The organism is Pseudoalteromonas rubra, from assembly GCF_005887095.1.
Lineage (GTDB): Bacteria > Pseudomonadota > Gammaproteobacteria > Enterobacterales > Alteromonadaceae > Pseudoalteromonas > Pseudoalteromonas rubra_E.
Genome location: NZ_PNCI01000020.1, coordinates 20,963 through 45,029, shown reverse-complemented (window position 1 = coordinate 45,029; position 24,067 = coordinate 20,963). Strand labels below are relative to the sequence as shown.

The window sequence follows — 24,067 nt, the reverse complement described above, 5'->3', positions numbered from 1 at the left end:
GCACGGCACCATTGCCTTGTCTGTCAACTTTACCCTGATAGCTAACCTGACCTGATGTGGGGCACTGAGAGGTGCCACTAATTGAACCATCACTAGAAACGTGATTCTGTAAATAAGGCATATCCATGTCTGAGAACCCGGCGGTGGAACCATCAAACAAATGTGTAAACCCTTTTCTGAGCAATTCATCATCCAAGTCAGCTGGTGTTGTTGCGCCTTTATATCTGGCACTTATCAGCGCTTTAGTTGCTTGTGATAGCTCGGCAATGGATTTATTCGATGGGTCGTCCAGAACACTGACTGCTGCTTTTTCTTGTTTTTGTTGTTCGGTCAGGGATTGGTCACCATCGCCGCCTCCACCACCACAACCGGAGAGTATAGCCGTCAAAGCTATCATCAGAGGCGTGACTTTAAACTTGTTCATATTTCGCTGTCCCTATTTTGTTGTTTTTAAAATCGGTGCGATTCTAGCAGGTTTTATTTATGTAATCTAAATGTTTATAAGTTAAATACAGGTGAAAATTTGTATGAAGAGTATCTGTTGAAGGTATCAGCTTAGTTGTAATAAACCTGTTCTGCGCTTTTTGCAATTTGAAGCTAAAAATATCACTTTCGACTTTTTTAGAGTCAATGCGGCGTGTGCAGAGAAGGTGAAAAAGAACAATAGCAGCATTACAAGCTTCAAAATTTATTTGCTCATCGTGCATGGGGAATTTGTGGGCTACCACTCAGATGTCACAGGTAAGCTCAAAGTTGAAATTCGCCGTTTATTTTCCACCGGGCGCTAAATGCACCCGGTGGAAAGCACATCACTATGCGGCGCAGTCGTCTTTGGCCTGGGGCTGTAATTCCATTAGCACAGCCTGCCATAACCCGCTCAGGGCTAATAAGTAATCTGGCTGTTGGTATAGCGGCTGTGTTTCGCCTTGTATTGTCGCTGCCAAAGCCGCAATGGCGGCAAGGTTGCACTGATCTCTGTGGCCCATTAGCTGTTGTTTGTCCATGGGCGCAAGCTCAACAGGCATATAGGTTCGCCAGGTCTCACCCGGCAGGCTTTGGCTCGAAGGAAACCAGCTTAACGGGCCGGTGGTTTCACTGAGTGTTAAGGTGCCATGGGGAAATAGCGCTGAGCACTGATGGTTTAAAAAAGTCGCACTGCCGTCATCCTCAGCGGACGAAAAGTTCTGGCACAAGAGCGAGATTGTGAGGTTGTCGGTTTTGAGCATAACCGGCTGAAACGCCATAGGCTCGCCGCTGTATTTGATAACCTCGAGTCCTGTAAACCCACCGAGTGCGCGGCCCAACAGATCCAGCGCTGAATAAAGCGTTCTTAAATTAGCCCCCATGGCATAATGCATACAGCTAAACCCTTGCTGATAAGCGCTCAGGATTGATTGTAAAAATGCCTGGGGGGCGTAGAGGTCGGCAAAGTGTCCATTGACATGAAAATACGCCTGATGCTGCTCGGCAAGTGCCAGTGCTTTTTGTACAAACGCCTGGCCAACGGGGTGTTCACACAATACGGAAATGCCTTGCTTTAACAGAGATAATACAATGGCCTGGCCAGCGTCGCCCGATATCGCGACACATGCGATATCAATAGAGTCAGCCGGCACTGTGGCAACATCCGTGTAATAGGGCACGCCCAGTTGCTGTGCAATCTGCTGAGAATGTTCACTGCCTTTTGACAGGACACCCACGCAGGTGAAGCTGTCTTGTGGAAACTGGGTTAAAGCGCGGATATAGGTGGAACCGTAGTGGGTACCACAAACGAGTACTTTCATAATATTGTCCTTTTCTAAGCAATTGGATGTGGTTCTTTATTAACCGGACGTCCTTGCAGTAACTTGCGCAGCCTTGGGTTGTCTACCCGTTTAAACTGCTCACCAAAGTGGATGGGCTGCATGTTGACACCGATAGCACGCGCAACCCTGAACGGGCTGAGCGCCATATCGGGTGAAGTAACATCTACAATGGCGACTTCTACGCCTGCTTCATCCAGGCGTTGCTTGAGTTGGCTGACGTGTGTGATCACTTCATACGGCCAGTCTTCCAGCGTTTTTGCCTCGCTGATTGGTCGGCGCATAAAGTCAAAGGCCGCAAGTTTGCTGCTACTAAAATAATAAGCCGCGTGATCTTCCAGGCCGGTTACCTCACTGACCTGCTGAGGGATTTTTTGCCCTGAGCGCATCAACTGGCACAGATAAGGCATCACATGGCCCTGCTCCAGTAGCGCTTTGCGCATAGCAACTTTGATATCCCCGTGCGTGGCCAGGGCCACAGAGGCAGCAGGAGTGCGATAGCCGTCTCCCAGTGCCAGACATACAACTGTGGGTACGTGTAGTCCCACGTCCAGTAAATAGCATTCAAGCTCTATGCCCAGCTCAGTTAACTCCTCAATCATTACGCGCATTTTGCCACGGTTAAGTGCCTCATAGCTGAGTCGTTCGCAGGGCTGTTGTGCGTACCAGGTGAGCATCATGGCGTCGCGCTCAATGAGTTCATAACAGGCTCTGAGCGCGGCATCATCGTTGTTTTGTCCGGCTGCGAGCCCGTTTGACGACACCTGGCTAAACTGCTCTTTGTAAGGGCAGGCAAAATTAAAATAGCTGACCAACGCCGGCACCCAGACGGGGTCATTGGTTGCCAGCCAGCTGCCGCGACACCAGTGTATTTTTTGTTTTCTGTGCCATTTGTGAAACGGGAAATTGGGGGTGCTGTATTGCTTATTGGAATACAGCACCAAAGTATCCGGGTCGACATAGTCACCGTTTAACTGGCTAATTGAGGCATATTTACAATCACTCAATTGGTATCTGGCCGCCGAGTAGCGCTCCAGTGCCTCACCAACCGCACTGATATGTGCTGAAATTGTATCTAACCCTTTACCGGATCCGACCTGGCCTGCGGCTCTTGGGTCAAATTCGCCCTCGGTAAACGACGAGACCCCGGCTGATGCGGTGATCGGGTAGTCTGGTAAATGTGGCGCATGTCCTGTGAGCTGGCGGACTATCCCAGTCACCGGGTCCACCCAGCCTTCAAATAGTGATTTAAATTGCTCAACATCCTGGAGTTGATTAAGAGGATTGCCAGCAGGCTGGTTATCGCGGTGCATGGATAACGCATGGGTGGTTGCATGGCTATGATCAAACCCACATACCTCACACCAGGGAATAGGGATAATGGCATGTTTTTCAGCCTGGTGCGTAACCAGGTTTTGTACCATAACACGCGATACCAGTTCGCTTTCGCTATAGCCCCAAAGGAGTTTTAACGCCTCCATGGCAAGCTGTTGGCCCGTGATGGCAGACATAGGCGTGAGCATGCTGCGGGCACGGCCTTCGCGATTCTTTTTATGGCTTTTTTCTAATTCGTGCGCCAGTTCGCCATGTTGCTCTGTGCCCAGCTTTCTGAGTCGCAAACAGTTCCAGCATGAGCCTGAGTGAGCGTCGTCTACATTGACCACTGGGCCTATCCAGCTCTCCAGACCATTCAGGTGACCATAAAGGGTTTTAATCTTGTGTTGATGCACATATTCAGAGACTGTGTGTGACCAAAAATGCGCATCTTTACTGAAAGTGACAATGGCCAAATCCCAGTCATTTGATGGGCTGCCTAAGTGCGGGTGCTCGCTGGTGAGCGTTGAGTGGCTGATCTGCATCCAGAGGTTGCGCTGTTGCAAGGCCGCTTTAAACACCTGAGCTCTGGGTTTGCCAATATCTTGTGGGGTGAGAAAGCGGTGGCATGTTAAGTCGTCACTGGTGATATTTTCTTTATCTAATAAATGAATATGGCCGACTCCCGCCGTGCCCAGCTCTTCCAGTAGTGTCACTGCCCAGGGCTCAAGACCGACGACGAGTACCCGGCAGGGATCAAGGGAGTACACCTGATTTTGGCTATGAGGTTGCTGGTTTGTTTGCTGCCAGGGGCGTAAAAAGCGCGTTTGTACTAAACCGGGTGGCTTAAACTCGAGTTGTTCAGAGACTTCTTCTAACAAACCATACTGGCTAAGCAGTTGCAGCACAGCCTCTATACTTGAATCGGCATACTCAGGTAAGCGGGTGCAAATTTCGGCCTGCGTCAGCTCTCCCTGTAGTAGTGGCAGGATCTTTTCAACAAAGTCTGAGGTATCCCGACCGTGAACCTGAAAGTCTCCCAAATCTGAACTTAATAACACACCGTTACTGTTGGGATTAATGCTTGCAGCCGGGGTTAATCTTAGCTTTTTCATAAATTAAACATCCAATTTCAGAAGACACTCCCCGCACAAAGCGGGGAGTGTCAATAACCGCGTGCTAGCCGCCGGTACTGCATGGTGTGCAGGTTACACATTGGTAACACTGCACACACTGGTGGGCGCATTGAACGCATTGATGAGTACACTGCACACACTGGTGGGCGCATTGAACGCATTGATGAGCACACTGCACACACTGGTGGGCGCATTGAAGACATTGATGAGCACACTGCACACATTGTTGGGTGCACTGAGCACAATGATAAGTGCATTGAAGACACTGCTGAGCACATTGCACACATTGAGACGCACACTGATAACACTGCGCACAGAAGTTCACCACACAGGGGTAGCAGGTATCACACTTGGTGATGTGTGCACACTGCTGGCAATGCGCCTTTTGTTCCGTTTGACACAAAGCGCAGAAATTCACAGTGCAAGGGTAACAGGTGTCACACTTGGTAACCGGCTGGCACTGCTGACAGAAGTTAACGATGCACGGATAACAGGTTTCGCACTTTCTGGTGGCACATAGCTGGCATTGCCCGTTTTGACCCGGCTGGCACATAACACAGAAAGTCACAATACATGGATAACAAGTATCACACTTAGTGACAGACTCACATTGTTGACAGAGGGTAACGGTACAGGGGTAGCAATAGACGCATTGCGTGACCGGGGCACATTGCTGACAGAAGTTAACGATGCAAGGGTAGCAAGTATCGCATTGAGTGACAGGTGCACATTGCTGGCATTGCAGAGTCTGGCCCGGTTGACATAGTGCACAGAAATTAACAATGCAGGGATAACACGTGACACAGTTAGTAACTGGATCACAGGTAACGCATTTATGGGTTGACTCACATTGTATGCAGGCTACACAGGGAGTTGGTGGGCCCAGCGGCTGATAGCTGGTACCAACAGGTGCACAGGTTGCACAGAGTGTGATTGTACACGGGGCACATAAGGCGGTTGGTGCGGCACAGGGCGCACACGGTGTGCAGTAGTAACAGACAGCACAGTCTGCAATGCCAGATGGATTACAGCGTGCTTCTAGTGCTTTGACTTTTGAGGTGAGCTCAGTTACCTGTAACTGAAGTTCTTTGATAGCTTGTTCGCTCATCGTACTTTCCTTAAGTTAAGTTTATTGTGTTAATTGGTATCGCATACCAACAACAACCTAGGTTTGTTGCTTGCCCCATGCGTGTTATCAGTGGCAAACAGCATGTCTTTAAAAGACACATTCATCACATTGCAATAGGGTATTTATTGCACTTTAAATAGCGTATTGGCCGTTATGTGCGGAAACATGTAACGGCTTCGTTTGCTGGGGTCTTTGCCGTTTATTAAACTAAAGTCCAGCGTAATATCCTGACTGTACTGCAGCATATTCTGGCCATTGGATAGTCGCTCTAACCACATAGTGGTTTTAAAACGAGGCACATTGGAGTGCGTTTGCATAAAGGGCGTGTTGGCGATATTGCCGTCGGCTTGCGTATCGACATCCAGCACCGTGGTGTCGATCACGCCTATGCTTTGCTGGTAAAGACTGTCTAAAGCAACTTGCAGCACAATGTTGGGGTTCACATTGGGGTTTTCAGGAATATCAGGACCATAAGGGACTTTAAAGCTTGCACCGCCAGCCGTGGGAAGGGCGTTGGCAACAGGAATGCTGGGGGCACCTCTGAAGCAATCATGCCCTCCAATAGCCAAAATTGAATTTCCATGCGGTACAGACACTTGTTTTACAATAGTCAGGTCCGGTGCTTGCACCGGGAGCGGATCGGGGGTATCCGGCACCCAGGGTTTCTTGTTCAGGGTGCCTTGCCCCTGAGGTGCAATCACCTGATGTAACCAGCTGCCATTTTCAGCATGGATGAGCTCATCTTTTTGCGGGCCATCGGCAAAAAATACCCGCTGCGAATAAAAAATGGTGTAGGCATCTTGCTCGTAATTACCTGCCCGATTAGCCACTTTGCCCTGGATCGCGCTAAACGTCATGACCTCGTAGTAGGACATGTTTTTTAAGATAAACCCATTTGGGGCGTTATCTTGCGGGATGGGCATAACATTAAATCCGCCATATCGGGTGCTGACCCAAGTCCCGATTAGCCCGGCTAATGGCCCGAGTTTTTTCAGGATCTCACAGTCTTGGTTGCCACCACCGTCAGCGATGAGCGGCACATTAAAATCTGGCACAAAATTCGGCTGTTGCGGGTTAGTGGGTTTGTTTGCGCAGTGACTAAACTGCTGGGGGATGCACGAGGCGCAGCGGAATATGGCGCCGTGGGAATTGGTTTCAGAACAGTGTTTGTTTAGATCTTCAAATGCTGATTGAAGCTGCGCGATTTCAACTTGTAATTGCGCAATGGGGTCTTGCTTACTCATGGTGTACTTTCCTTGCTGTGTAAAATTATCGGTAGATTAATTTTTCAACAGTATTTGAGTGTATCAGCAAGGTTTTCGAAATATTATTACATCCTATTACACAAAAATAACGTTTAGAGCGCATATATAAACTGAGTTGCTTTGATTAAATGGAATGCTTAATGTAAGTGCTTACTTTTTATATGCTTATTGAAATACATAAGCTCGCTGTTAAGCCAGGATCTGCCCACATACAGCGTCGTTATATTCTGCTCACATCGAACCCAATCAACCCCGTCGTCATCCCGGACGCGTGCGAGCCGGGATCTACCCACATACAGCGTCGTTATATTCTGCGCACATCGAACTCAAGAACTCTACCGTCATCCCGGACGCTTGCGAGCCGGGATCTATCAATATGCAGCACCGTTATATTCTGCTCACATCTAATTCAAGTACCCCACCGTCATCCCCGACGCGTGCGAGCGGGGATCTACCAATATGCAGCACCGTTATATTCTGATCTCATTGAACCAAATCAACCCCGCCGTCATCCCGGACGCGTGCGAGCCGGGATCTACCAACCTGCAACGCAGGGGCTCTTTCTGGTCAAGAACCTCACAAGCTACTCGGCAGCAGCTATTTAGCAATTTGTCTTTGTTATGGGTATGATGCCCATCACCTCGCTGCAAAAGTGACAGGTAGTACGCAGCAAAATCATGGCAACTTTGAATAAAGAAAAATAACTAGCGATTATGGTTGAAGAAATTAATATCAAATTGTTTGAACTAGGTCCCACGAGGTCTGCCCGGGTACGTTGGGCTTTGCTTGAGGCCGGGTTGGCATTCGAATCTGTGCAAAACGGGGTGGACATATTTAGGTCTCAGGAGCTGCTCAATATTCACCCGCTAGGCAAGTTACCTGCGGTGTTAATCAATGGTCAGTCTCTTTTTGAATCCGCGGCCATCGTCACGGCAATAGCCGATTTAGTGCCAGATAAAAAGTTAATAGCAGCACCTTCAAGCTGGTCGAGAAACCTTCATAACCAATGGGTTTGTTTTACGTTGAGTGAGCTGGAGCCTTTTGTGCAGTCCACCGAGATCAACTCAATGGACTTTGTTTTGCCAGCAGAGCAGCACGTTCGGGAAATTGTCCCGCAAAATAACATGCTGTATAAAAAAGCGGCCACAGCGTTAGAAAAGCACTTTTCCCGGCACGACTATCTGGTTGACGACCAATTCTCGGTTACAGATATCATACTTGCATACACCCTGTGCTGGGGGCAAGAACAAAAACTGCTGGATGACTTTGCGAACATTAATGAGTATATGGATCGACTCTATAACCGCGAGCATTGCACGTTAACGAAACCATAGGGGCACCCCAAGCCTGAATTTATGGAGGGGGCCGGCAAAGCTTGCTAACACTGCATCAGCTAAGTAAGGTGCTTTCGCGGTGTTGAATTCTATTACGTATACGTGCCTAGATTTTTATTATTTGGAATAAGAAATGTCGAAGATTCTATTATTGTTTATTTTAATTTTGCCTATCTTAGGCTGTCAGACGTCTGGTGTGCAATCAACCAGTAGCGTTGAGCTTGTCCCTGAGGCTATGAATTCAGAATTGGAGTTTAAACTCAAAGAGAATGCAAAGCTTGTTGTTTCTTCCATGTCAAAGTTAGTAGATTTTGAATTTGATTACTCTGAAAGATCTGTTAAATGGTTGGATGGATTTATTAATCGTAATCAGGACCTTACTTTGGTCGATACTTTGGGTTCGTATTTAGGTGAGGCTCTATTAAGGAAATATGGTGGTAGTTGGGTAATAATCGAAGGGGTTCCCGCGCTTGAAATTCGTCCTGGTTTTATTATGTTTCCGTTTTCAAAGGTCGAAAAGCAAATTATATATGGAGAGCAAGAGTCAATCACAGAGTATTTTTTAATGACAGAGGTTATGCTTGAGAGATACGAGCACAGAGGTTAGGGAGCTGGATATCCACTACTGTCGTCTGGATGTCTGTGAGCTGGGATTTACCAACGTGCGACACAGTGGTGCCCCGTTGCATCCGAACATACACACCCCACCGTCATCCCGGACGCTTGCGAGCCGGGATCTATTAACCCGCAATATCGTGGCTCCTTCTGGTCGCGAATCCACCAACCCCCATCCGATTGTCTGCCACTCGTTAAACTAGTTAGGTATTACTGGAGATCAGTATTGTGTTATCTTACACGGCAGTTGTTAACACGGAATTTTGCATCATGAACGAATCGGCGCTCCACCAAACCTTATCACAGCGTTTTGGCTTTTCAGCATTCAGGCCGGGGCAAGAACAAACAGTCACCCAGCTGGTCAACGGCCACTCTAGCCTCGCAATATTCCCAACCGGTTCTGGTAAATCCTTGTGTTATCAACTGACGGCCTTACAGCTACCCAATTTAACCTTAGTTATCTCGCCTTTGCTGGCGCTTATGAAAGATCAGCTTGAGTTTTTACACAGCAAAAACATCAATGCCGCCAGCTTAGATTCAACGTTAACCCGAGAGCAAAGTCAGTCTGTGATGCAAAATGTCAGAAATGGCAGCATTAAAGTGCTGATGATCTCGGTTGAGCGTTTTAAGAACGAGCGTTTCAGAGAATTCATTAAGCAAGTGCCTGTCTCTATGCTAGTGGTTGATGAAGCGCACTGTATCTCTGAGTGGGGCCATAATTTCAGGCCCGATTATCTTAAGCTACCCGACTATCGTAATGAGTTAAACATCCCGCTAGTGCTGCTGCTTACCGCCACGGCGACCAAAAAAGTAAAGCGGGACATGGCGAACCGGTTTGATATAAAGCCCGAGCACATTGTGCAAACGGGCTTTTACCGTGCCAACCTGGATTTAAGTGTGTATGCCTACCCGGAAGCGCAAAAGGTGCAGGCACTGATTGGCTATTTGAAGCAACAAGCTGGCGCAGGCATTGTGTATGTCACGCTGCAACAACAGGCAGAGCAGGTTGCTAAGCAGTTGCAGGCGGCCGGCGTAAATGCCGCTGCCTATCATGCCGGGCTAGATGACAGCCTTCGTCAGAGTATCCAAAACGACTTCATGAACAATCACAAGCAAGTGATTGTTGCCACGATTGCCTTTGGTATGGGCATAGACAAATCCGATATTCGTTTTGTGGTGCACTACGACCTGCCAAAATCAATAGAGAATTACAGCCAGGAGATAGGCCGTGCAGGGCGTGACGGAGAGTTTTCTGAATGCATTACCCTGGCTAACTTAGATGGCGTTGCGACGCTTGAGAACTTTGTTTACGCCGACACCCCGGAGCAAGCCAGCATTCAGGCACTGATTGATGAAATTCAATCGCAGCAACAGCAGGGGTTGTGGGAAATGCAGGAGCTCAGCGCCTCTAAAGTCAGCAATATCCGATTGCTGGCATTAAAAACCTTGCTGGTGCAGCTCGAACTCAAAGGCGTCATTGAGGCCAAATACGCCTTTTACGCCGACTTTAGATTTAAGTGGTTACGCACAGAGCAGGACGTCATCAGTATGTTCGATGCGAACCGCCAGCAATTTATTCAGCAGATAATTGCCAATACGCAATTTAAGAAAGTGTGGGGCACCGTTGATATTCAGGCCTTAGTGCAACTAGGGCACGACAGAAATCGAATAGTAGCGGCGCTAGACTACCTGCATGAACAAGGGCATATCGAGCTTGAATCAAAGCGCATGATGCAGGTGTATCAGGTAGACGACACTAAGCTGGCAGAGCCAAATTTGGCCAAAGAACTTGCCGACTACTTTTTAGATAAGGAGCAGGCGGAGGTTAAACGCATCGCTGCCATGCTACGCTTTTTTGAGTTAAACACATGTTTAAGTTACAACTTAGCGCGTTATTTTGACGATGAAAATGCCCCTGAGCAATGCGGGCACTGCTCAGCATGCCGAGGCCAAATTGCTCAATTAGCCCAGTCTAAGCAGGTAGAATTTCCGTCGGACGATACGTTACGAAACGATTTAAATGCGCTAAAACAGCATCTGATGCAAATTGGCGTTACACCAAGCCTGGCAATACTAACCCGATTCCTAACCGGCATGACCTCACCACTGGCAACGTCTTCCAAATTCAGACAACGCGCCGGATTTGGCAGCTGCGCAGATATTCGCTATCAGCAGGTTTTGAGTAAAGTAATGCAATTGGGTTTTGGGGGATGATAGTGCGTAAAGGTTTAGTGCGTCTTTATTGGGTAGGACGAAAATCAAAGCGTGACAGTGTTTGAATGAGTACCGGCTTGATAGTCAAAGCTGACACGGCCGAACCTCATCTTCAAAGCTAGAACTTTTTCCCAAAACTGACATCCACTTCCGTCATCCAGGACACTTGCGGCAGGGATCTACCAACGTACGGTGCAGTAGAACCACGAGGCACGCCAATTTGAGGAGTGTGTCGCTTTTTCTACTGTAAATAATTGTTTTCCTAAACGAAAGTGATATTGTTATCTTTTTAAATTATGATTGCTTGTACTTAGGTTAGGAATGGGAATAAAACGTATTCAAATAAGTAATATTTTATCGTTTAAAGAAATTGATATTTCTGAACTTGAACAGATTACATGTTTTCTCGGGAAAAATAATGCTGGTAAATCAAATTTATTAAAATCGATAAGTTTTTTCTATAAAGCTCTAGAAGGTGCTAGGTGCCTTCCATTAGAATTGAATAGTAATTATGATTCATTTGGTCGGATTTCGATTACATTTGATACATTTCATATTAATAAGTTAGTTCACTCTCATAAAGCGAAAAAAAACCACTATTTTTCGAAGGTTAGATCGTCTTTGTTCCCCAGAGGGAAAGGAATGTCGTTTGGTTTTCTTAGTGCAGGAAACAGGCCAAAGGAATATGATGAACTGACGCTAACCCTTAGTATTAGAAATGATGGAACCTATAGCTTTGAAGGTGCTTCTAGCACACTTCGAGAATTGATTTTAGATATCTTTCCATTATTCGAAATTGATTCTAGACATTTGGAACTTCATGATTGGAATCACTTATGGCAATTTCTGGGCAAGTTACGCCCTTTTAATGCCGTTGAATTTCAAAATCAGTTTGAGGTTTTTATAGAAAAGAGTGAGCTTGAAAATTATAGGAATAAGATAGGCGAAATTAACAATTTAAGCAGTACTATACCTTACAAGTATAGAGATAAAATAATAGCTTATCTAAAGGCTGGGTTAAAAGGTGATAAGTTTGAGTTTGAAGGGTTTGATTTGAGAAAAACCTCTGATGGAACAAATTCATATAACTATATTTTAACTGTTCTAAATCTTATATCATCTTTATCAAAAAGGACCTATCAAACTCCAGTTGTCTATGTAGATGAGCCTGAGATTGGGTTGCATCCAAAAATGAGTGAAAAGCTTATTCATGAGCTTCATTATCACCTTGAAAAGGTTTATATAAATAAAGGTGGTGAAAAGCTTAAAACGCCTAGGCCAAAAATAATACTCTCGACTCATTCTCAGAATATTGTTAAACAAGTTATTAAAAGCTTTTATAGTGATCATAGGATCTTTCATTTTTACAAGAATACGGATTTCACTACAAGTGTGTCCTATGCGAGATCTAAATTTAATGATACGAACTTTCTTTGTAACTTTGGGGATAATGAGGCAAGGCTTTTTTTTAGTTCTTTTATATTGTTTGTTGAAGGTCAGACAGAAAAAGAGGTTTTCGAAAATAATCATTTAATTAGAAAGTTCCCGTGGCTTCTTGGTGTAGATGTATACAAAGCCAGTGATGAGAAGGTAAGCAAAAAAATAACTCCTGATTTCGTGAACACAAAGATACCATACAAGTTTCTCTTTGATGCAGATAAAGGAGTTAAAATTCACTATGACAAGAAGTCGGGGGAGATTGTGTTAAAATTTTCGAATTATGGTAGCTCCTTGGATCTAAGGCCGAAAACTATTAATGAAATAAAAGAACGTGTTTATCTTTCTCACTCTTTTTCCTTCAAAAAAAATAATGCATCAAGCTTATCTTTTGATATCTATCGTGGAGTAAATAAATTAGTCAAGTTGGATGGATCTCCCATTTCAATATGTCCGCGTAGCTTGACTTGTAATGATGTCGACTTTTTGAAAAAAATATTTGTCGATATAAACAAGGTTCTTAGGAAGAAGAATGTAATTGTTTTTAGTACTACAATTGAAGGTGCATTAATAAATGAAAAATCATTAAGCTTATTTCTAAATTGGTTGAGGGGGAAGTGTGATGTTGATAAGATATATATGAAAATGGATGAAGATTCTTTTCTTAATAAAAGAGCGCTTACCCAATACTTAAGAGTTGCTTTTTTAGGTAAATCTGACTCATTGGTAAATCTGAAAAAGTTTAAGAGAAGTGATACACCAACTGTTCTCGTTGACGATGAAGCTAAGAAAACGATGCAGTGGTTAGAAGCTATACTTAAGAGTTCCGGTAGCATTAATAAGACAAATGGTTGGGTTTCTGACTTTTTGAACTATGCAATATTAGAACTCGAACACGAGTCTAAAGAAGAAGGAGTAGAATTTGAAAAGCTATTTCGAGTGCGCTTCACGGAGCTTTATGTTACAATTTCTCAGCTACGTTACGGTAGCTAAAAGGGGAAAGCTTGCTTTAAAAGGTCACTACCTTTCAAGCCCTTATTTACTAGCTCCATGACGCCTAGTAGTTCGCTTCTAAAGCTTCACTAAAGTGGAACTTTGTAATTTGTACCGTGACGTAGCTAGCTTATGAAATTATCTCAAAAAGAAGTATTGAATGCGCTTAAAGTTCAGTCAATTGATGATATCAAAAAAATTAGTAACGAGTTTTCGTTCAAAGATGGTTTTTACATTCCTGAAAGTATGGAATATAAAATCTTAAGCAAGAATCTGAGTGTAATTTTTTCAAAGCTACCATTGAGTTCAGCAGCAAAAGCGTATAGAAAAAAGCACTCCTACTATGACTTTTTCCGGCCTCATTTAGAGGGTGAGCACTTTCTTAGATTAGACATAAAAGCTTTTTTTAACTCAATAACAAGTGAGCATCTTGAAGGTTTTCTAATTTCACACCTGAAAGGTAAGAATGCATATGAGATCAAGATGCTAGCGAGAGCGATTTCATTTTTTCTTACTGTTAAAGTTGACAAAAAGCAAATATTACCTATCGGCTTCCCTGCATCTCCCTCCATAGCGAATCTGATTTTCAGGCCTCTAGACATTACTATAGAAAAGCTCTGTCATAACAAAAAAATTATATATTCTCGTTACTCTGATGATCTTTTGTTTTCAAGTGCGAGTGGTTCAGTAATCCACTCTAGCTGGTTTGAGTCTCAAATTTCATACATTATTAGTAAGTTAGATATGCGTTTGAATACAAGTAAAAGAATAGCCACCTCAAAAGAAATTTCCTTAAATGGGTATGTGCTTTACGGAGAAGAGAATAATAAAAAAATCCGCTTTTCAAATCAAAGGTTAAGAATTTTAAAGAAACTTATCCACTATAAAAAAGTTCGAAATCTCCCCGACAGGGTGATTGCAAAAAAGTTATTTCAAGATGAAGTAAGGATTTTAGATTCGAGTTTAAGGTTTAATAAAAAGAGCGAGTTTCTTGATACTTTCTGCAGAGACCAAGTTATTAATAAGCTCAGAGGTTACCGGTCATATTTAATAAGTCTATTAAAGTATGACAATCTCTACTCTTGTGTTGATAGAGAATATAAAATTTATATATGCGATCTAATAGGAGAGCTAAATTCAATAATTTTTAGTTATGATAGGGGATAATATGGATGGTGAAAGATTACGTAATTACTGGTCTAAGGAAGTTGAAGCTCTACTACTAACCTATAAGCAGTTTGAAACTCTTATACCTGCAAATGGGCAGGAGGGGGCTGCCCATAAAGGTGAAGATGGACGGTTTGTTGAGGACCTTTTGTCAGAGTACTTAAAAAAGTTTCTTCCTAATGGCATTGAGATTTTGACTGGTTTTATTTTGCGTCCAGCAGTTAAAACAGGGGGAAGTGGTAAGAAACGTAAACCTGATCAAGATGAGCATTCATCTCAATTAGATATTATTATTTATGACTCTATGAATTTCCCTGTATTTCAAAGGTTTGGTGATAGTGTAGTGGTACCTCCCGAAGGAGTTGTTGGGATTATCTCCGTCAAAAAACATTTAAACGACGGCGACATCGTAAGAGAGTGTGAGGCTTTGTATCAAGCTGCAAAGTTGTGTAGATCTTTAGAAAGTACTCGCGGTAAGTCATCAGTTAGGGGGCCTTTTCTCTCACTTGTGTCTATGAAGTCAAATATCAAAAAGGTGAATTCTGAAACACTTGAATGGATTTTTGAGCGCATGCAGACTGTGTACTCTTCAGGGGAACGTCCCAAATATGATCATCTAATAAACTATATTGGCTCGCTTCATGATTTCAGTATCCACAAGAAAAAACCTAAGCCTAAGTCTAAAAGTGGAGATCTTTATGCAGAATACATTGGCTATAGCCATACTCAGGAAGAACTACACCTAGGGCTGCAATATATTTTGAGTGGGATATTATCTGTCTACTATGACGAAACTCGTAGAAACATCACAAGGCCTGGTTTTACTTCTTTTCCAGACAAAAGGATTGAGAAATTTTTAGGGAATGTTAAATATGGTGGAGAAAGATAGAGTATTGTAGATCTAATAAAATATAAAAAGTTATTTCAGGTCCAAAACTTTGCAGTACAGGGCTAGTTTCTATAGCTCTGGATGCTGTTCCAATTGAGCCTCGTTCTGCATTGAAGCTCTCAGAGGTTGCAAATATCTCTTTTTAGCAATGAATAATAAACGTGACCAAGAAAGCGCCAGTTAAAGCGCTCACTTAATCACAGACGTTCAACTATTTACAACCACCTAAACAATCATCCCCGGTATCTCCTTACCAAACCCAAGGTTTACGCCGCAAGCCTTGGCTACGGTGTACAGCACATCGTGCTGGTTATGGCTAAGTTATGCAGACATCCACCCAAAAGCTACAACACACCCAACTTCTTGCTCATCATCATGAGTTGAACTATTATTTGTACGTTATTTTGTACTTTTTAGGGTTCGTTATGAGTCGTATTCATTTGGACAAAGATATTCAGCCGCTTTCTGAGTTTCGTGCTGGTGTTGCATCCTATATCAAGCAAATCAATGAGACGCGTCGTCCATTGGTAATCACCCAGCGCGGTAAAGGTGTTGCCGTTGTGCTTGATGTGGCTGAGTACGAAGCGATGCAAGAGAAAATTGAATTGCTGGAAGAAATGCGTGCAGCTGAGGCGCAGTTAGCCTCAGGCCTCGGCGTTTCAAATGAGGAAGCGCGAACCCAAGTGCTAAGCCGCATCAGAAAATGAACGTTGTCTGGTCTCCTTTAGCGATTCAGAAGCTTGGTGATGCCGCTGAGTTTATTTCTCTGGACAACCCTTCCGCTGCTGAAAAGTGGGTAAATGACGTATTAGACAAGACAGAGTTACTCGCAAGTGTGCCTGAAATGGGGCGTTGTGTGCCTGAGCTGCCTAATACAAATTACCGTGAAATCATTTTTGGTCACTATCGTATTATTTATAGCCTGAGCAAGGAAGTTCGGATATTAACCGTTCGTAATTGTCGGCAAATTTTGACGGAAGATGACGTTTAATGATGAGTTGAACAGTTAGCTATGTAGATACTCACCTCAAAGTCACTTCATTTCAAAATTGAACTTACCCACATTTGATTTGTGCAATTATGGCGTTGTCAACGATCACCGAAAACTGATCCACTTCTAGCCTGAATTCGATCATTCAAAATTGATCCACTTGTTTACTCAGGTATTGCGCCTGCTCGGCGCTTGTCTTTCAATCTGTAGCTTTCTCCACTCAGCTGTAATACATGCGAATGGTGTAGTAAGCGGTCTAACATTGCAGCTGTTAATGTGGCGTCATCAGCAAACGCGCTGGGCCATTGCCCAAACGATAAGTTGCTCGTTAAGATAACGCTACCATGTTCATATCGCTTGGCGATCACATTAAAGAACAGGTTCGCCTCTTCTCGTCCAAAGGGTAAGTAACCTATCTCATCAATGATCAACAACCTTGGTGCCATCACTGAGCGAGATAAGTATTGTTTGAGCTTATTTTGCCTGTTTGCTGTTGATAGTTGCAGCATGAGATCAGCGGCCGTGACAAAACGCGTTTTTTCTTTGCTTGAACCGCTTTTAACCCCAACCCGATTGCTAAATGGGTTTTGCCCACACCACTTGGGCCCAGTAAGACAACGTTTTCATTCCGCTCAATAAAAGTAAGTGCACTTAATTCTTGTATCTGTTGTTTTGGAACACCCGTTGCAAACTTAAAATCAAATCCACTCAATGTTTTATTTACCAGGAACCCTGCCATCCTGCTGTACATATCACGAGTGCGTTCATCTCTGTGCTGTTGCTCAGTTTCCTGTAAAGACAGTAAAAACTCACCGTAACTCTTCTCTTGTTCTATGCATTGCTCTGCCAATAGCGGCCAGTGAGCAGCGGTTGAGCCGAGCTTAAATGATTCGCACAAGTGTGCTATTTGTTCATGCAGTAACACGCTCACCTCCTGAAAATGCATCGTATATATGTATTGAGTGCTGCAGATCCGCGGACTTAAACTGAGATATTGTTTCTACCTCAAACGCTTTGGTCTGTGGTACAGATGGACCAACAATACAAGGTAGAGGCTGTAAGTGTTTTACTTCTTCAATCAACCGCTCCGCTGGCTTTTCCTGGGTTGTACCATGTATTCGTTGGTGTGCTATCCACTGTAGCCAGGGACCAACTTTGGCATTTGCAATATCGACATCCAGTTCAAGGTTTTGTGCTTTTAGCTCGGCCTTGAGTGGAATGATAAAGCTGTTCTTTAAATAGTGATTAAATCGCTCTACTTTTCCTTTTGTTTTGGCTCGATAGGGTTTGCAGGCACTAAGTTCAAATCCATAATCTTTTGATACCTGTAGCATTTGAGCATTTATTTTATGCTTTCCTTCTGCATAGGCATTTCTTTCTATGATGAGCGCTTTAGCATTGTCACATAACACTTGTTGTGGCACGCCACTAAAGTAATCAAACGCGGCCTTCAAACCCTGTTGCCATGACTCCGCACGTTCATTATCAAAAAATTGTATGTAACTTGCACGGGAGTAACCAAGCGTTGCAACAAAAGCCTTTAGAGGAAATTTTGTTCGTCGGATCGTTGTAAAGTCAATCTGCATCTGTTGTCCGGGTAATGTTTCGAAACGAACGACAGGCTCAGGGATAGAAGTTGATTTAAACTGACGAACGAAGCGACGCAACTGGGCAATACCACCTTGATAGCCCCTTTGTACTGCCTCGTGGAATAGAACAGTAGCTGGGATCCATTCAGGTTTAGCCTGCTCGATACGTTGAATTAGATATTCTTCGAAAGGTGCGAGCTTAGTCGGTGGTTGAATTTGTTTGTTGTAAATAGGCATTTCTCTTCTCTGCAAATGACGCTTAACAGTGTTTCGAGAAATACCTAGTTCACGGGCAATTTTACGAATGCTCTGCCCTTGTGCAAAGCGAACATGAATATCCACAAATGTCTCCTTGGTTAACATAAAGTTCCCGCACAAATGTACGGATAATACCAAGTGGATCAGTTTTCGATGATCGTTAGTGGATCAGTTTTGCATGATCGGTGACAGCGTGTCACAGCAAAGCAATTCATTTCTGAGACTGAACAACCAACTTTCAATAATATGTAAATCTGGTATCTTCTGCTCTCGGTCAACTATTGATATCTAATCCTAGTATCGCTTGCTTCTTTGGCTGGAAGGGCGTGCTATTTACAGAAGTTGGCTTGTTCTGCACGTTTTAGTGAGTGTAGCATTAGCTATCTGAAATCTGGCTTGGGGTAACCATGGTTATAAATAAACAGTCTAAAGGGATATTCTCTTACCCACTCTTCTGGTGCGCAATACTATTCCCTGTGGTCATATCGACGACCCTTATGCTATTTATTGGATTTAACGATAATCTAACTTTCCAGCCCCCGTCGCGAGAAAGCCTTGCTCTTTTTCTTGATTATATGAAAGTACCTCTATGGATCTTAGGTTCTGCTATACCCTTTGCTACACTTGCCGCAGCTAACTACAGAGCCATTCAATTTCAAGACAATTTAGACTTCCAAAGAAGGAATACTGAAAGACAAGAGCTAGAGCATACAGTTGAGCTGTACCATAAAGAGTTAAGCTTATTTAAAGAGAAGTTTGAAGCAATAATTTACAATGGTAAGTTTAATTTAATACGCTCTGAGGACTCTACAATTATCTATACTCGGTTTTATCCTAAACCAAAGCGGAGAGAAGATGTATTATTTCAAATTGACGAAATGAGGGTGAAACTTGTCTATGAGTTTATGAAGCTTATCGAACGTGTTGTTTTTGATTTAGGTAAAATAAATAGTGTAAGTACATCAGGAGCTGAGAGAGCTTTAAAAGCTGATGTAATAAAGCAGGTTTTTAACACGCTAAGTGGTCAGGAGCAGGAAGATATAATAAGGAGTTTAAATATTTATGATGTCAAACTCATTAACTTTCTCTTGATTGTTGATGAGAAAAAATCTTTTGTATGTAGTTCGATAGGTATAAAGAACTACTCAGTTAAAGATGAGCCTGTTGTTGTTGTAATCAGGTCAATTTTAGACATTATTGGCTTGCATCATAGTATCTTACCTGAAGAGGATAAATACAACCAGTATCGCTTTTCGGATAAAAGAAGAGCCGAGCTCTGTGAGGTCCTGGACCATTGGCTTGAATACTCATCTACTTTAAGGTCTGACCGATCAAAGGATAACTATTCGATAAATGACTTTATAAACTCTATAAAGATGATATTAGCTAAATCCTCTATGCAAAAAACCCCTCGTGAGGTATCGATTTGTGACTAAGAAAGCGCCAGCTAAAGCGCTCTCTTAATCACAAACTTCTATTAATCAGCAGTTATCAAAACAACCATCTAAACAATCACCCCCGGAATTTCCTTACCAAACCCAAGGTCGACACCACACGCTTTGGCTGCGGTGTGTAGTACATCGTGCTGGTTGTAGCCAGAGCCGATGTCGCTGACTACGCCTCGGTTGATGCGGGCGCCGCCGCCTGCGATTAGATAGGCGCAAGGGTTGGCAGAGTGCTTGTCTGCGTGGCCCATGTCGGTGGTTTCTAGTACCACTGTGCTGTCTAAGATGCCGGCTGCTTTGAGTTTTTGGATCAAATAGGCGCTCAGGCTGCCCAGGTGGCTGCGCATTTCGGTGTAGTACGGGTAGTTTGGCTGGCCGTTACTGCCACCGTGAATGGCGTTGTGATAGTGCCCCTGGAAGTTCAGCTCAGGAATACGGAATTCAGACTGGTGGTTACCAAAGGCCAGTGATATCGAGCTGGTCAGGTTACATTGCAAAGCTGCCACAGCAATATCTGCTTGCAGTCTCGCCTGCTGGCTGAAGGTATCAAAGGTCAACGGGAACTCAGTGTCATCGGGGGCAATGCCACAGGATGTGCCGCCAGAGAGCTCATCTAAACGCCGCTGGGTGTCTGCAATGGCATCCAGATGGTCATTCATGCGCTGTATTTCGTAGCCTGCGAGTCTGTTTTTAATCGCGTTGGCTGCCGACATATGCGCATTCATAATAGGCGTTTTACTGTTGCTGCCCTGGGCACCGCCAAACACCATTTTATATACGGTGAAGGGGTTTTCCTGGAACGGCAAACGGTTACGGTTGTCTTTGGTTAAGTGGCCCTGGCCATTACTGTGAACGCCTAAGTTCAGATAACGAAATGGCAGGTTCGGGCCCAGTGCGTTACCCATAGTGACGTCGTAACTGTCACCGCCCCAGCTCTGGGCGAGCAGCACCGGCATCCGGCCATGACCCGCATTGGAGTGGGCCATATTGACCATAAAGTTACACTCGGTTTTAACCGGCTCATAGCCTGCCGACATTACGCCCAGCTGCATGGTTTCACCGCTGCCTGTGGGGTTCCAAAGCGACGCAATAGAGCCGCCCGGAATATAAATAGACACGGTTTTGTTGGGCAACCCGGCGTCCATGGCATCGGCATGTCGTGCGTAAAGCAATCCTGATACCAGCGGCGATGTGCGGATCAGGGCGGTCGAAATACCCGACGCCATAAACATTTTTAATAAGCTGCGGCGCGATATCGCCATGTTATTTAAATGCTCTTTTTTCATGTTACTAACCTCTTAATGTTGTGACCCGCATTACTCGCTTCTGGACCAGGCTTTGCGATAACGCACCGACTTGAGCGAACCAAATTTCTCCAGCATGGCTCTCGGGCTTTCCTGCATCATGGTGTTGGTCAGTGTGTCGATTTCACACATATAACCGACCTGCTCTGTCTGAGACAGGCGCTTGTCTTCTTCACTCGTCGGGTCGATTGAGTCATGACCCACACCCATTACGTAGCGGAACATTTGCTGTGGTAAGCAGCTTTGAGCTGAAGACAGGTCGGCTATCACAGCACCTAACTGTTTAGTGCCATTGAATGGCACAAAGTCACTGACCTGAGCGTACTTCTCTGGGGCGTAGAGGGTGCCCGATGCATTGATCACATTACCGTTGTTGTCTTGATTGCGGATGTTGCCCACGGCATCAAAGTCTTCCATACCAAAGCCCATCGGGTTGATGTACTTTTCGTGGCAACTTGAACAAGGCTGGCCTTCGGTCAAGCTGTGGTACTTGAGTCGGTTAGTGGTCGTCGGGTCTTGCAATAAGTCAGACAGCTCGGCAAGCCTTTGCTCTCTGGCTTCAAAGGTGCCGGCTGGCGGATCGGGCTGCTCCTGGCATAGCATACGGCGGCGTACTCTGACCGAGCGTAAGATAGGGTGCGATTCGTCTACTTCTGCCCAGCGCGACATAAACGCACCATTGGCTAAGATACCCCCACGTTGTGTGGTCTCAACTTTTTGCATGTCATCACCCGATACGCCGGGAATGTTGTAGTGGTTGGCCAGTAACTGGTTGACGAACGTGAAGTTGGCGGTATACAGCGAGCCAAATTTTTCGTCCGGCTGAGTCATGATGTAGGAGAAGGTTTCGTTGATCTCCGCTTTCATGGCGGGTACCAGATTGGCAAAGCCCGGATAGTGGTCCTGATCTTTACTGGCGACCTCTAAACTGCCCGTGCCCAACCAGCTACCTACAAAGTCACCCAATACCGGCTTGGCTTGCTCAGCCAGGCGGTTTGCATGGGCAATGATATGGGCTTCATCACGCAACTCATCACGCTCAGCGGCTTGCCACAGAAGCTGATCTGGCGTTGAACCGGTAAAGGTATAAGACAGGAAGGTAGCCATTTCCCACGAGGTTAGCTCAAAGGCGTCGTAATCCAGCTCTGAGTTATCCGGGTTCGCTTCGCCCAACTCATGACGATAAATAAACTGCGGCGAAGACAGCAAGCCTTCCAGTGCTAACTGCATGCCCGCTGCAACGTCGTTATTGTTGAAAAAGCCTGTTGCGATCAGCCGGTAACTGTCTGCCTCATCCTGCGTTAGCGGACGGCGGAATATCTGCGGCGCTAACTCATCAATCAAACGGTTGGCACAGTCTTCATTAATGGCAGCACAACTTAAAGCAGGCGAATAGCCATTATCGGCCACCCATTGCGCGATTTCTTCGGCAACCAGCAGGTAGTTGCTGTAGTTAGAAGGCTGCACAGCGGCATGGGTATTATTGATGAAAAAGCCCACCTGAGAATCCGGCGACAGGCCGTCTGACACTTCAAAATCAACTCCCAGCAGGTCTTCTACGGTGTTTTGATATTCGGTTTGAGTCAGGATTTTCAGCTGTCTTGCACCGTATGCCACAGGCGCGACACCCACATCACAGGTTAATGGTGCAGGCCACAGGGTTTGCAGATATGCCGCGATATCCGTGGCACATTGCTCATCACAGGCTCCCGGCGCGCCATAAGGCATAGTCGCGGTGATCACATCAATCATGGCCTGTACATCGCGTTCTGTGTTAAGGGCAGGGAATGAACCCAGACCGCCCCCTTCAGAGCCATGACAACCGGCACAGTTGGTTTTGTACAACTCCATGCCACGGGCAATGGGGTCGGTTTGCGTGACTGTGATACGGGCAATGTTACTGGGCTGGGAGGGCACTGAGTTGTTCAGCGCAATCACCTTGTAATCAAACTCGCCTGATTCCGGCAAACCCGACTCATAGTAACTGGCGTTAGAGGCAAGCGTAGCGGCGGTGTGCCAGCGGCCATCAAGCGATTTTAAACGCACCAGGTAGTTGGTTTCGTTATTGCTGTTGTCGTACCAGCTTAATTGCGCCTGTGCTTCGGTAGACAGCACACTGGCGCTGAGCTCAGAAGGCGCAGCCGGTTTAGCCGCCATATCCACCGGCTCAAAACCGTCTTGCTCGGCTGATAAAAAGGTCAGGTTAAAGTAAACCGGTACGGTCTCGCCAATGCCACTCAGGTTAGCGACCACCCGCAGTGCCTCAATACCATAGTCCATATCGAAGGTTTTACTGTCGACTATCAAAGGCGTAAGCGTACTGACATTAACATGGCCCGTTGTCAGCTTCACGACCAACACATCCAGGCTGAGTTCATGGTTAACGCCATGCAGGCTCATCTCGCCGGTAACGGTTTGAACCGTCGGATTGCCCACTTCCAGCGTGCTCAATAGCGCAGGGTCAATCTGAGTGCTGAAGTACGCCGTTGGCAGTAATTCTGTTTCAAACAGCAAATCCATTACCCGGCTGTTTCTGATATCCACACCGGTAGACACACTATTTAAATCAACCGCCAGCGTGACGCGCCCGTCGGCATCAATACTTCCCGACAACGCAGGAGCGGCGTTATTCTGCGACGCAAACTGGTTCAGCTCTGCCACATGGTCTTTTTTGACCGAGACATAGCTGAGCGAAGACTCAGCGCTATCCAGCGCCCACAACCCCGTTTCTGTGATCGCATCTGGCGGCGTAGTCGGGCCAGAGTTGCTACATACATCGCCATTGAGGGTAATGGCAACATCTTCACTCAGGCCGTTTTTATTGGCGACAAAGCCCAGCCCAAATGATTGATTTGCATGGACTGTATGACCTTGTGAGGTGATGGTACAGCCCGTGTCGTTACAGTCGAAATTGCCGTTCCAGCTATTTTGCAGGGAGATGCCCGGGTTCCAGGTGAGTTCGAGCGACCAGTCGTTAATGCTCTGCTCCGAGTCATTCTCTATGACTATTTCGGTTTTAAAGCCGTTGTTCCAGTTATCCGGAATGTTGAATGAACACTGTGCTGCCTGAGCAAACGGCGCGCATGCGATTAAACTGATGCAGGCGGCAAACTTTGCCATGGCAGGTGCTGCAGATTTGCTACGAGTCAAGGTAGAGAATCGTGGTAAATTATTGAATATCATTT

General features: G+C 45.2%; 18 protein-coding genes and 1 pseudogene. 10 read left to right on the top strand and 9 right to left on the bottom strand.

Going from position 1 to position 24,067, the window contains the following annotated elements:
• The 3 genes from CWB99_RS10455 to CWB99_RS10445 form a co-directional block, all read right to left on the bottom strand.
• Positions 1-424 (bottom strand): hypothetical protein (locus CWB99_RS10455; RefSeq protein ID WP_138553136.1); only part of this gene is annotated, 424 nt, incomplete at its 3' end.
• 388 nt (positions 425-812) lie between these two features.
• Positions 813-1,784 (bottom strand): Gfo/Idh/MocA family oxidoreductase, encoded by a 972-nt coding sequence (locus tag CWB99_RS10450; protein WP_138553135.1) that lies wholly within the window; start codon positions 1,782-1,784, stop codon positions 813-815.
• Between the two features lie 14 nt (positions 1,785-1,798).
• A complete protein-coding gene (locus CWB99_RS10445) occupies positions 1,799-4,231 on the bottom strand; it encodes a TOMM precursor leader peptide-binding protein (RefSeq protein ID WP_138553134.1) in 2,433 nt (810 codons plus the stop codon).
• 142 nt (positions 4,232-4,373) lie between these two features.
• On the opposite strand from CWB99_RS10445, the gene CWB99_RS10440 reads away from it, so the two are divergent.
• The gene (locus CWB99_RS10440; RefSeq protein WP_138686208.1) at positions 4,374-4,772 is read left to right on the top strand and encodes a hypothetical protein; all 399 of its coding nucleotides are present in this window, start codon (positions 4,374-4,376) and stop codon (positions 4,770-4,772) included.
• Between the two features lie 731 nt (positions 4,773-5,503).
• On the opposite strand, the gene CWB99_RS10435 is transcribed toward CWB99_RS10440, so the two are convergent.
• Positions 5,504-6,625: a heme-binding protein gene (locus tag CWB99_RS10435; RefSeq protein WP_138553132.1), complete on the bottom strand. Its 1,122-nt coding sequence runs from the start codon at positions 6,623-6,625 to the stop codon at positions 5,504-5,506.
• A 734-nt stretch (positions 6,626-7,359) separates the two neighbouring features.
• Between CWB99_RS10435 and CWB99_RS10430 the strand changes: the two genes are divergently transcribed.
• The 8 genes from CWB99_RS10430 (at position 7,360) to CWB99_RS10390 (ending at position 16,286) form a co-directional block, all read left to right on the top strand.
• Positions 7,360-7,980, top strand: coding sequence for a glutathione S-transferase family protein (locus tag CWB99_RS10430; RefSeq protein ID WP_138553131.1), 621 nt, complete (start codon positions 7,360-7,362; stop codon positions 7,978-7,980).
• 133 nt (positions 7,981-8,113) lie between these two features.
• Positions 8,114-8,587: a hypothetical protein gene (locus CWB99_RS10425; protein WP_138553130.1), complete on the top strand. Its 474-nt coding sequence runs from the start codon at positions 8,114-8,116 to the stop codon at positions 8,585-8,587.
• 278 nt (positions 8,588-8,865) lie between these two features.
• Positions 8,866-10,809: a RecQ family ATP-dependent DNA helicase gene (locus CWB99_RS10415; RefSeq protein WP_138553129.1), complete on the top strand. Its 1,944-nt coding sequence runs from the start codon at positions 8,866-8,868 to the stop codon at positions 10,807-10,809.
• Positions 10,810-11,130: 321 nt separating this feature from the next.
• On the top strand, positions 11,131-13,239 hold the full coding sequence (locus tag CWB99_RS10410; protein WP_138553128.1) for a retron Eco8 family effector endonuclease: 2,109 nt from the start codon (positions 11,131-11,133) through the stop codon (positions 13,237-13,239).
• Positions 13,240-13,371: 132 nt separating this feature from the next.
• The gene (locus CWB99_RS10405; RefSeq protein ID WP_138553127.1) at positions 13,372-14,406 is read left to right on the top strand and encodes a reverse transcriptase family protein; all 1,035 of its coding nucleotides are present in this window, start codon (positions 13,372-13,374) and stop codon (positions 14,404-14,406) included.
• 1 nt (position 14,407) lies between these two features.
• Complete coding sequence (locus CWB99_RS10400) at positions 14,408-15,295, top strand: DUF6602 domain-containing protein (protein ID WP_138553126.1); 888 nt, start codon at positions 14,408-14,410, stop codon at positions 15,293-15,295.
• A 425-nt stretch (positions 15,296-15,720) separates the two neighbouring features.
• On the top strand, positions 15,721-16,002 hold the full coding sequence (locus CWB99_RS10395) for a type II toxin-antitoxin system Phd/YefM family antitoxin (RefSeq protein ID WP_138553125.1): 282 nt from the start codon (positions 15,721-15,723) through the stop codon (positions 16,000-16,002).
• Positions 15,999-16,286 (top strand): type II toxin-antitoxin system RelE/ParE family toxin, encoded by a 288-nt coding sequence (locus tag CWB99_RS10390; RefSeq protein WP_138553124.1) that lies wholly within the window; start codon positions 15,999-16,001, stop codon positions 16,284-16,286. Before CWB99_RS10395 ends, CWB99_RS10390 begins: the two co-directional genes overlap by 4 nt.
• A gap of 164 nt (positions 16,287-16,450) precedes the next feature.
• Here the strand turns inward: CWB99_RS10390 and CWB99_RS24785 are convergent.
• The 3 genes and pseudogenes from CWB99_RS24785 to istA all read right to left on the bottom strand — a co-directional run.
• Positions 16,451-16,840 (bottom strand): annotated as a pseudogene (locus CWB99_RS24785) (ATP-binding protein); the annotation flags it as partial.
• Positions 16,732-17,232, bottom strand: a complete 501-nt coding sequence (locus tag CWB99_RS24780) for an ATP-binding protein (protein ID WP_283235375.1) — start codon at positions 17,230-17,232, stop codon at positions 16,732-16,734. The pseudogene CWB99_RS24785 and the gene CWB99_RS24780, both read right to left, overlap by 109 nt.
• The gene (gene istA / locus CWB99_RS10380) at positions 17,198-18,238 is read right to left on the bottom strand and encodes an IS21 family transposase (RefSeq protein WP_138553123.1); all 1,041 of its coding nucleotides are present in this window, start codon (positions 18,236-18,238) and stop codon (positions 17,198-17,200) included. The genes CWB99_RS24780 and istA overlap by 35 nt, the downstream gene beginning before the upstream one ends.
• Before the next feature lie 302 nt (positions 18,239-18,540).
• On the opposite strand from istA, the gene CWB99_RS24400 reads away from it, so the two are divergent.
• Positions 18,541-19,569 (top strand): hypothetical protein, encoded by a 1,029-nt coding sequence (locus CWB99_RS24400; RefSeq protein ID WP_212748511.1) that lies wholly within the window; start codon positions 18,541-18,543, stop codon positions 19,567-19,569.
• Positions 19,570-19,637: 68 nt separating this feature from the next.
• Here CWB99_RS24400 and CWB99_RS10370 read toward each other — a convergent pair whose 3' ends face one another.
• Both CWB99_RS10370 and CWB99_RS10365 read right to left on the bottom strand, forming a co-directional pair.
• Positions 19,638-20,864 (bottom strand): DUF1552 domain-containing protein, encoded by a 1,227-nt coding sequence (locus CWB99_RS10370; RefSeq protein WP_138553122.1) that lies wholly within the window; start codon positions 20,862-20,864, stop codon positions 19,638-19,640.
• A gap of 30 nt (positions 20,865-20,894) precedes the next feature.
• The gene (locus CWB99_RS10365; RefSeq protein WP_138553121.1) at positions 20,895-24,065 is read right to left on the bottom strand and encodes a DUF1592 domain-containing protein; all 3,171 of its coding nucleotides are present in this window, start codon (positions 24,063-24,065) and stop codon (positions 20,895-20,897) included.
• Between the last annotated feature and the right edge of the window lie 2 nt (positions 24,066-24,067).

Bases quoted from the DNA above. Each gene is read 5' to 3' on its own strand.
- CWB99_RS10395 (WP_138553125.1), top strand. From the start codon at position 15,721: ATGAGTCGTATTCATTTGGACAAAGATATTCAGCCGCTTTCTGAGTTT.
- CWB99_RS10370 (WP_138553122.1), bottom strand. From the start codon at position 20,864: ATGAAAAAAGAGCATTTAAATAACATGGCGATATCGCGCCGCAGCTTA.
- CWB99_RS10450 (WP_138553135.1), bottom strand. From the start codon at position 1,784: ATGAAAGTACTCGTTTGTGGTACCCACTACGGTTCCACCTATATCCGC.
- CWB99_RS10415 (WP_138553129.1), top strand. From the start codon at position 8,866: ATGAACGAATCGGCGCTCCACCAAACCTTATCACAGCGTTTTGGCTTT.
- CWB99_RS10440 (WP_138686208.1), top strand. From the start codon at position 4,374: ATGAGTACACTGCACACACTGGTGGGCGCATTGAACGCATTGATGAGC.
- CWB99_RS24780 (WP_283235375.1), bottom strand. From the start codon at position 17,232: ATGCATTTTCAGGAGGTGAGCGTGTTACTGCATGAACAAATAGCACAC.
- CWB99_RS10390 (WP_138553124.1), top strand. From the start codon at position 15,999: ATGAACGTTGTCTGGTCTCCTTTAGCGATTCAGAAGCTTGGTGATGCC.
- CWB99_RS24400 (WP_212748511.1), top strand. From the start codon at position 18,541: ATGGTTATAAATAAACAGTCTAAAGGGATATTCTCTTACCCACTCTTC.
- CWB99_RS10400 (WP_138553126.1), top strand. From the start codon at position 14,408: ATGGATGGTGAAAGATTACGTAATTACTGGTCTAAGGAAGTTGAAGCT.
- CWB99_RS10430 (WP_138553131.1), top strand. From the start codon at position 7,360: ATGGTTGAAGAAATTAATATCAAATTGTTTGAACTAGGTCCCACGAGG.
- CWB99_RS10410 (WP_138553128.1), top strand. From the start codon at position 11,131: ATGGGAATAAAACGTATTCAAATAAGTAATATTTTATCGTTTAAAGAA.
- CWB99_RS10405 (WP_138553127.1), top strand. From the start codon at position 13,372: ATGAAATTATCTCAAAAAGAAGTATTGAATGCGCTTAAAGTTCAGTCA.
- CWB99_RS10445 (WP_138553134.1), bottom strand. From the start codon at position 4,231: ATGAAAAAGCTAAGATTAACCCCGGCTGCAAGCATTAATCCCAACAGT.
- CWB99_RS10365 (WP_138553121.1), bottom strand. From the start codon at position 24,065: ATGATATTCAATAATTTACCACGATTCTCTACCTTGACTCGTAGCAAA.
- CWB99_RS10425 (WP_138553130.1), top strand. From the start codon at position 8,114: ATGTCGAAGATTCTATTATTGTTTATTTTAATTTTGCCTATCTTAGGC.
- istA (WP_138553123.1), bottom strand. From the start codon at position 18,238: ATGTTAACCAAGGAGACATTTGTGGATATTCATGTTCGCTTTGCACAA.
- CWB99_RS10435 (WP_138553132.1), bottom strand. From the start codon at position 6,625: ATGAGTAAGCAAGACCCCATTGCGCAATTACAAGTTGAAATCGCGCAG.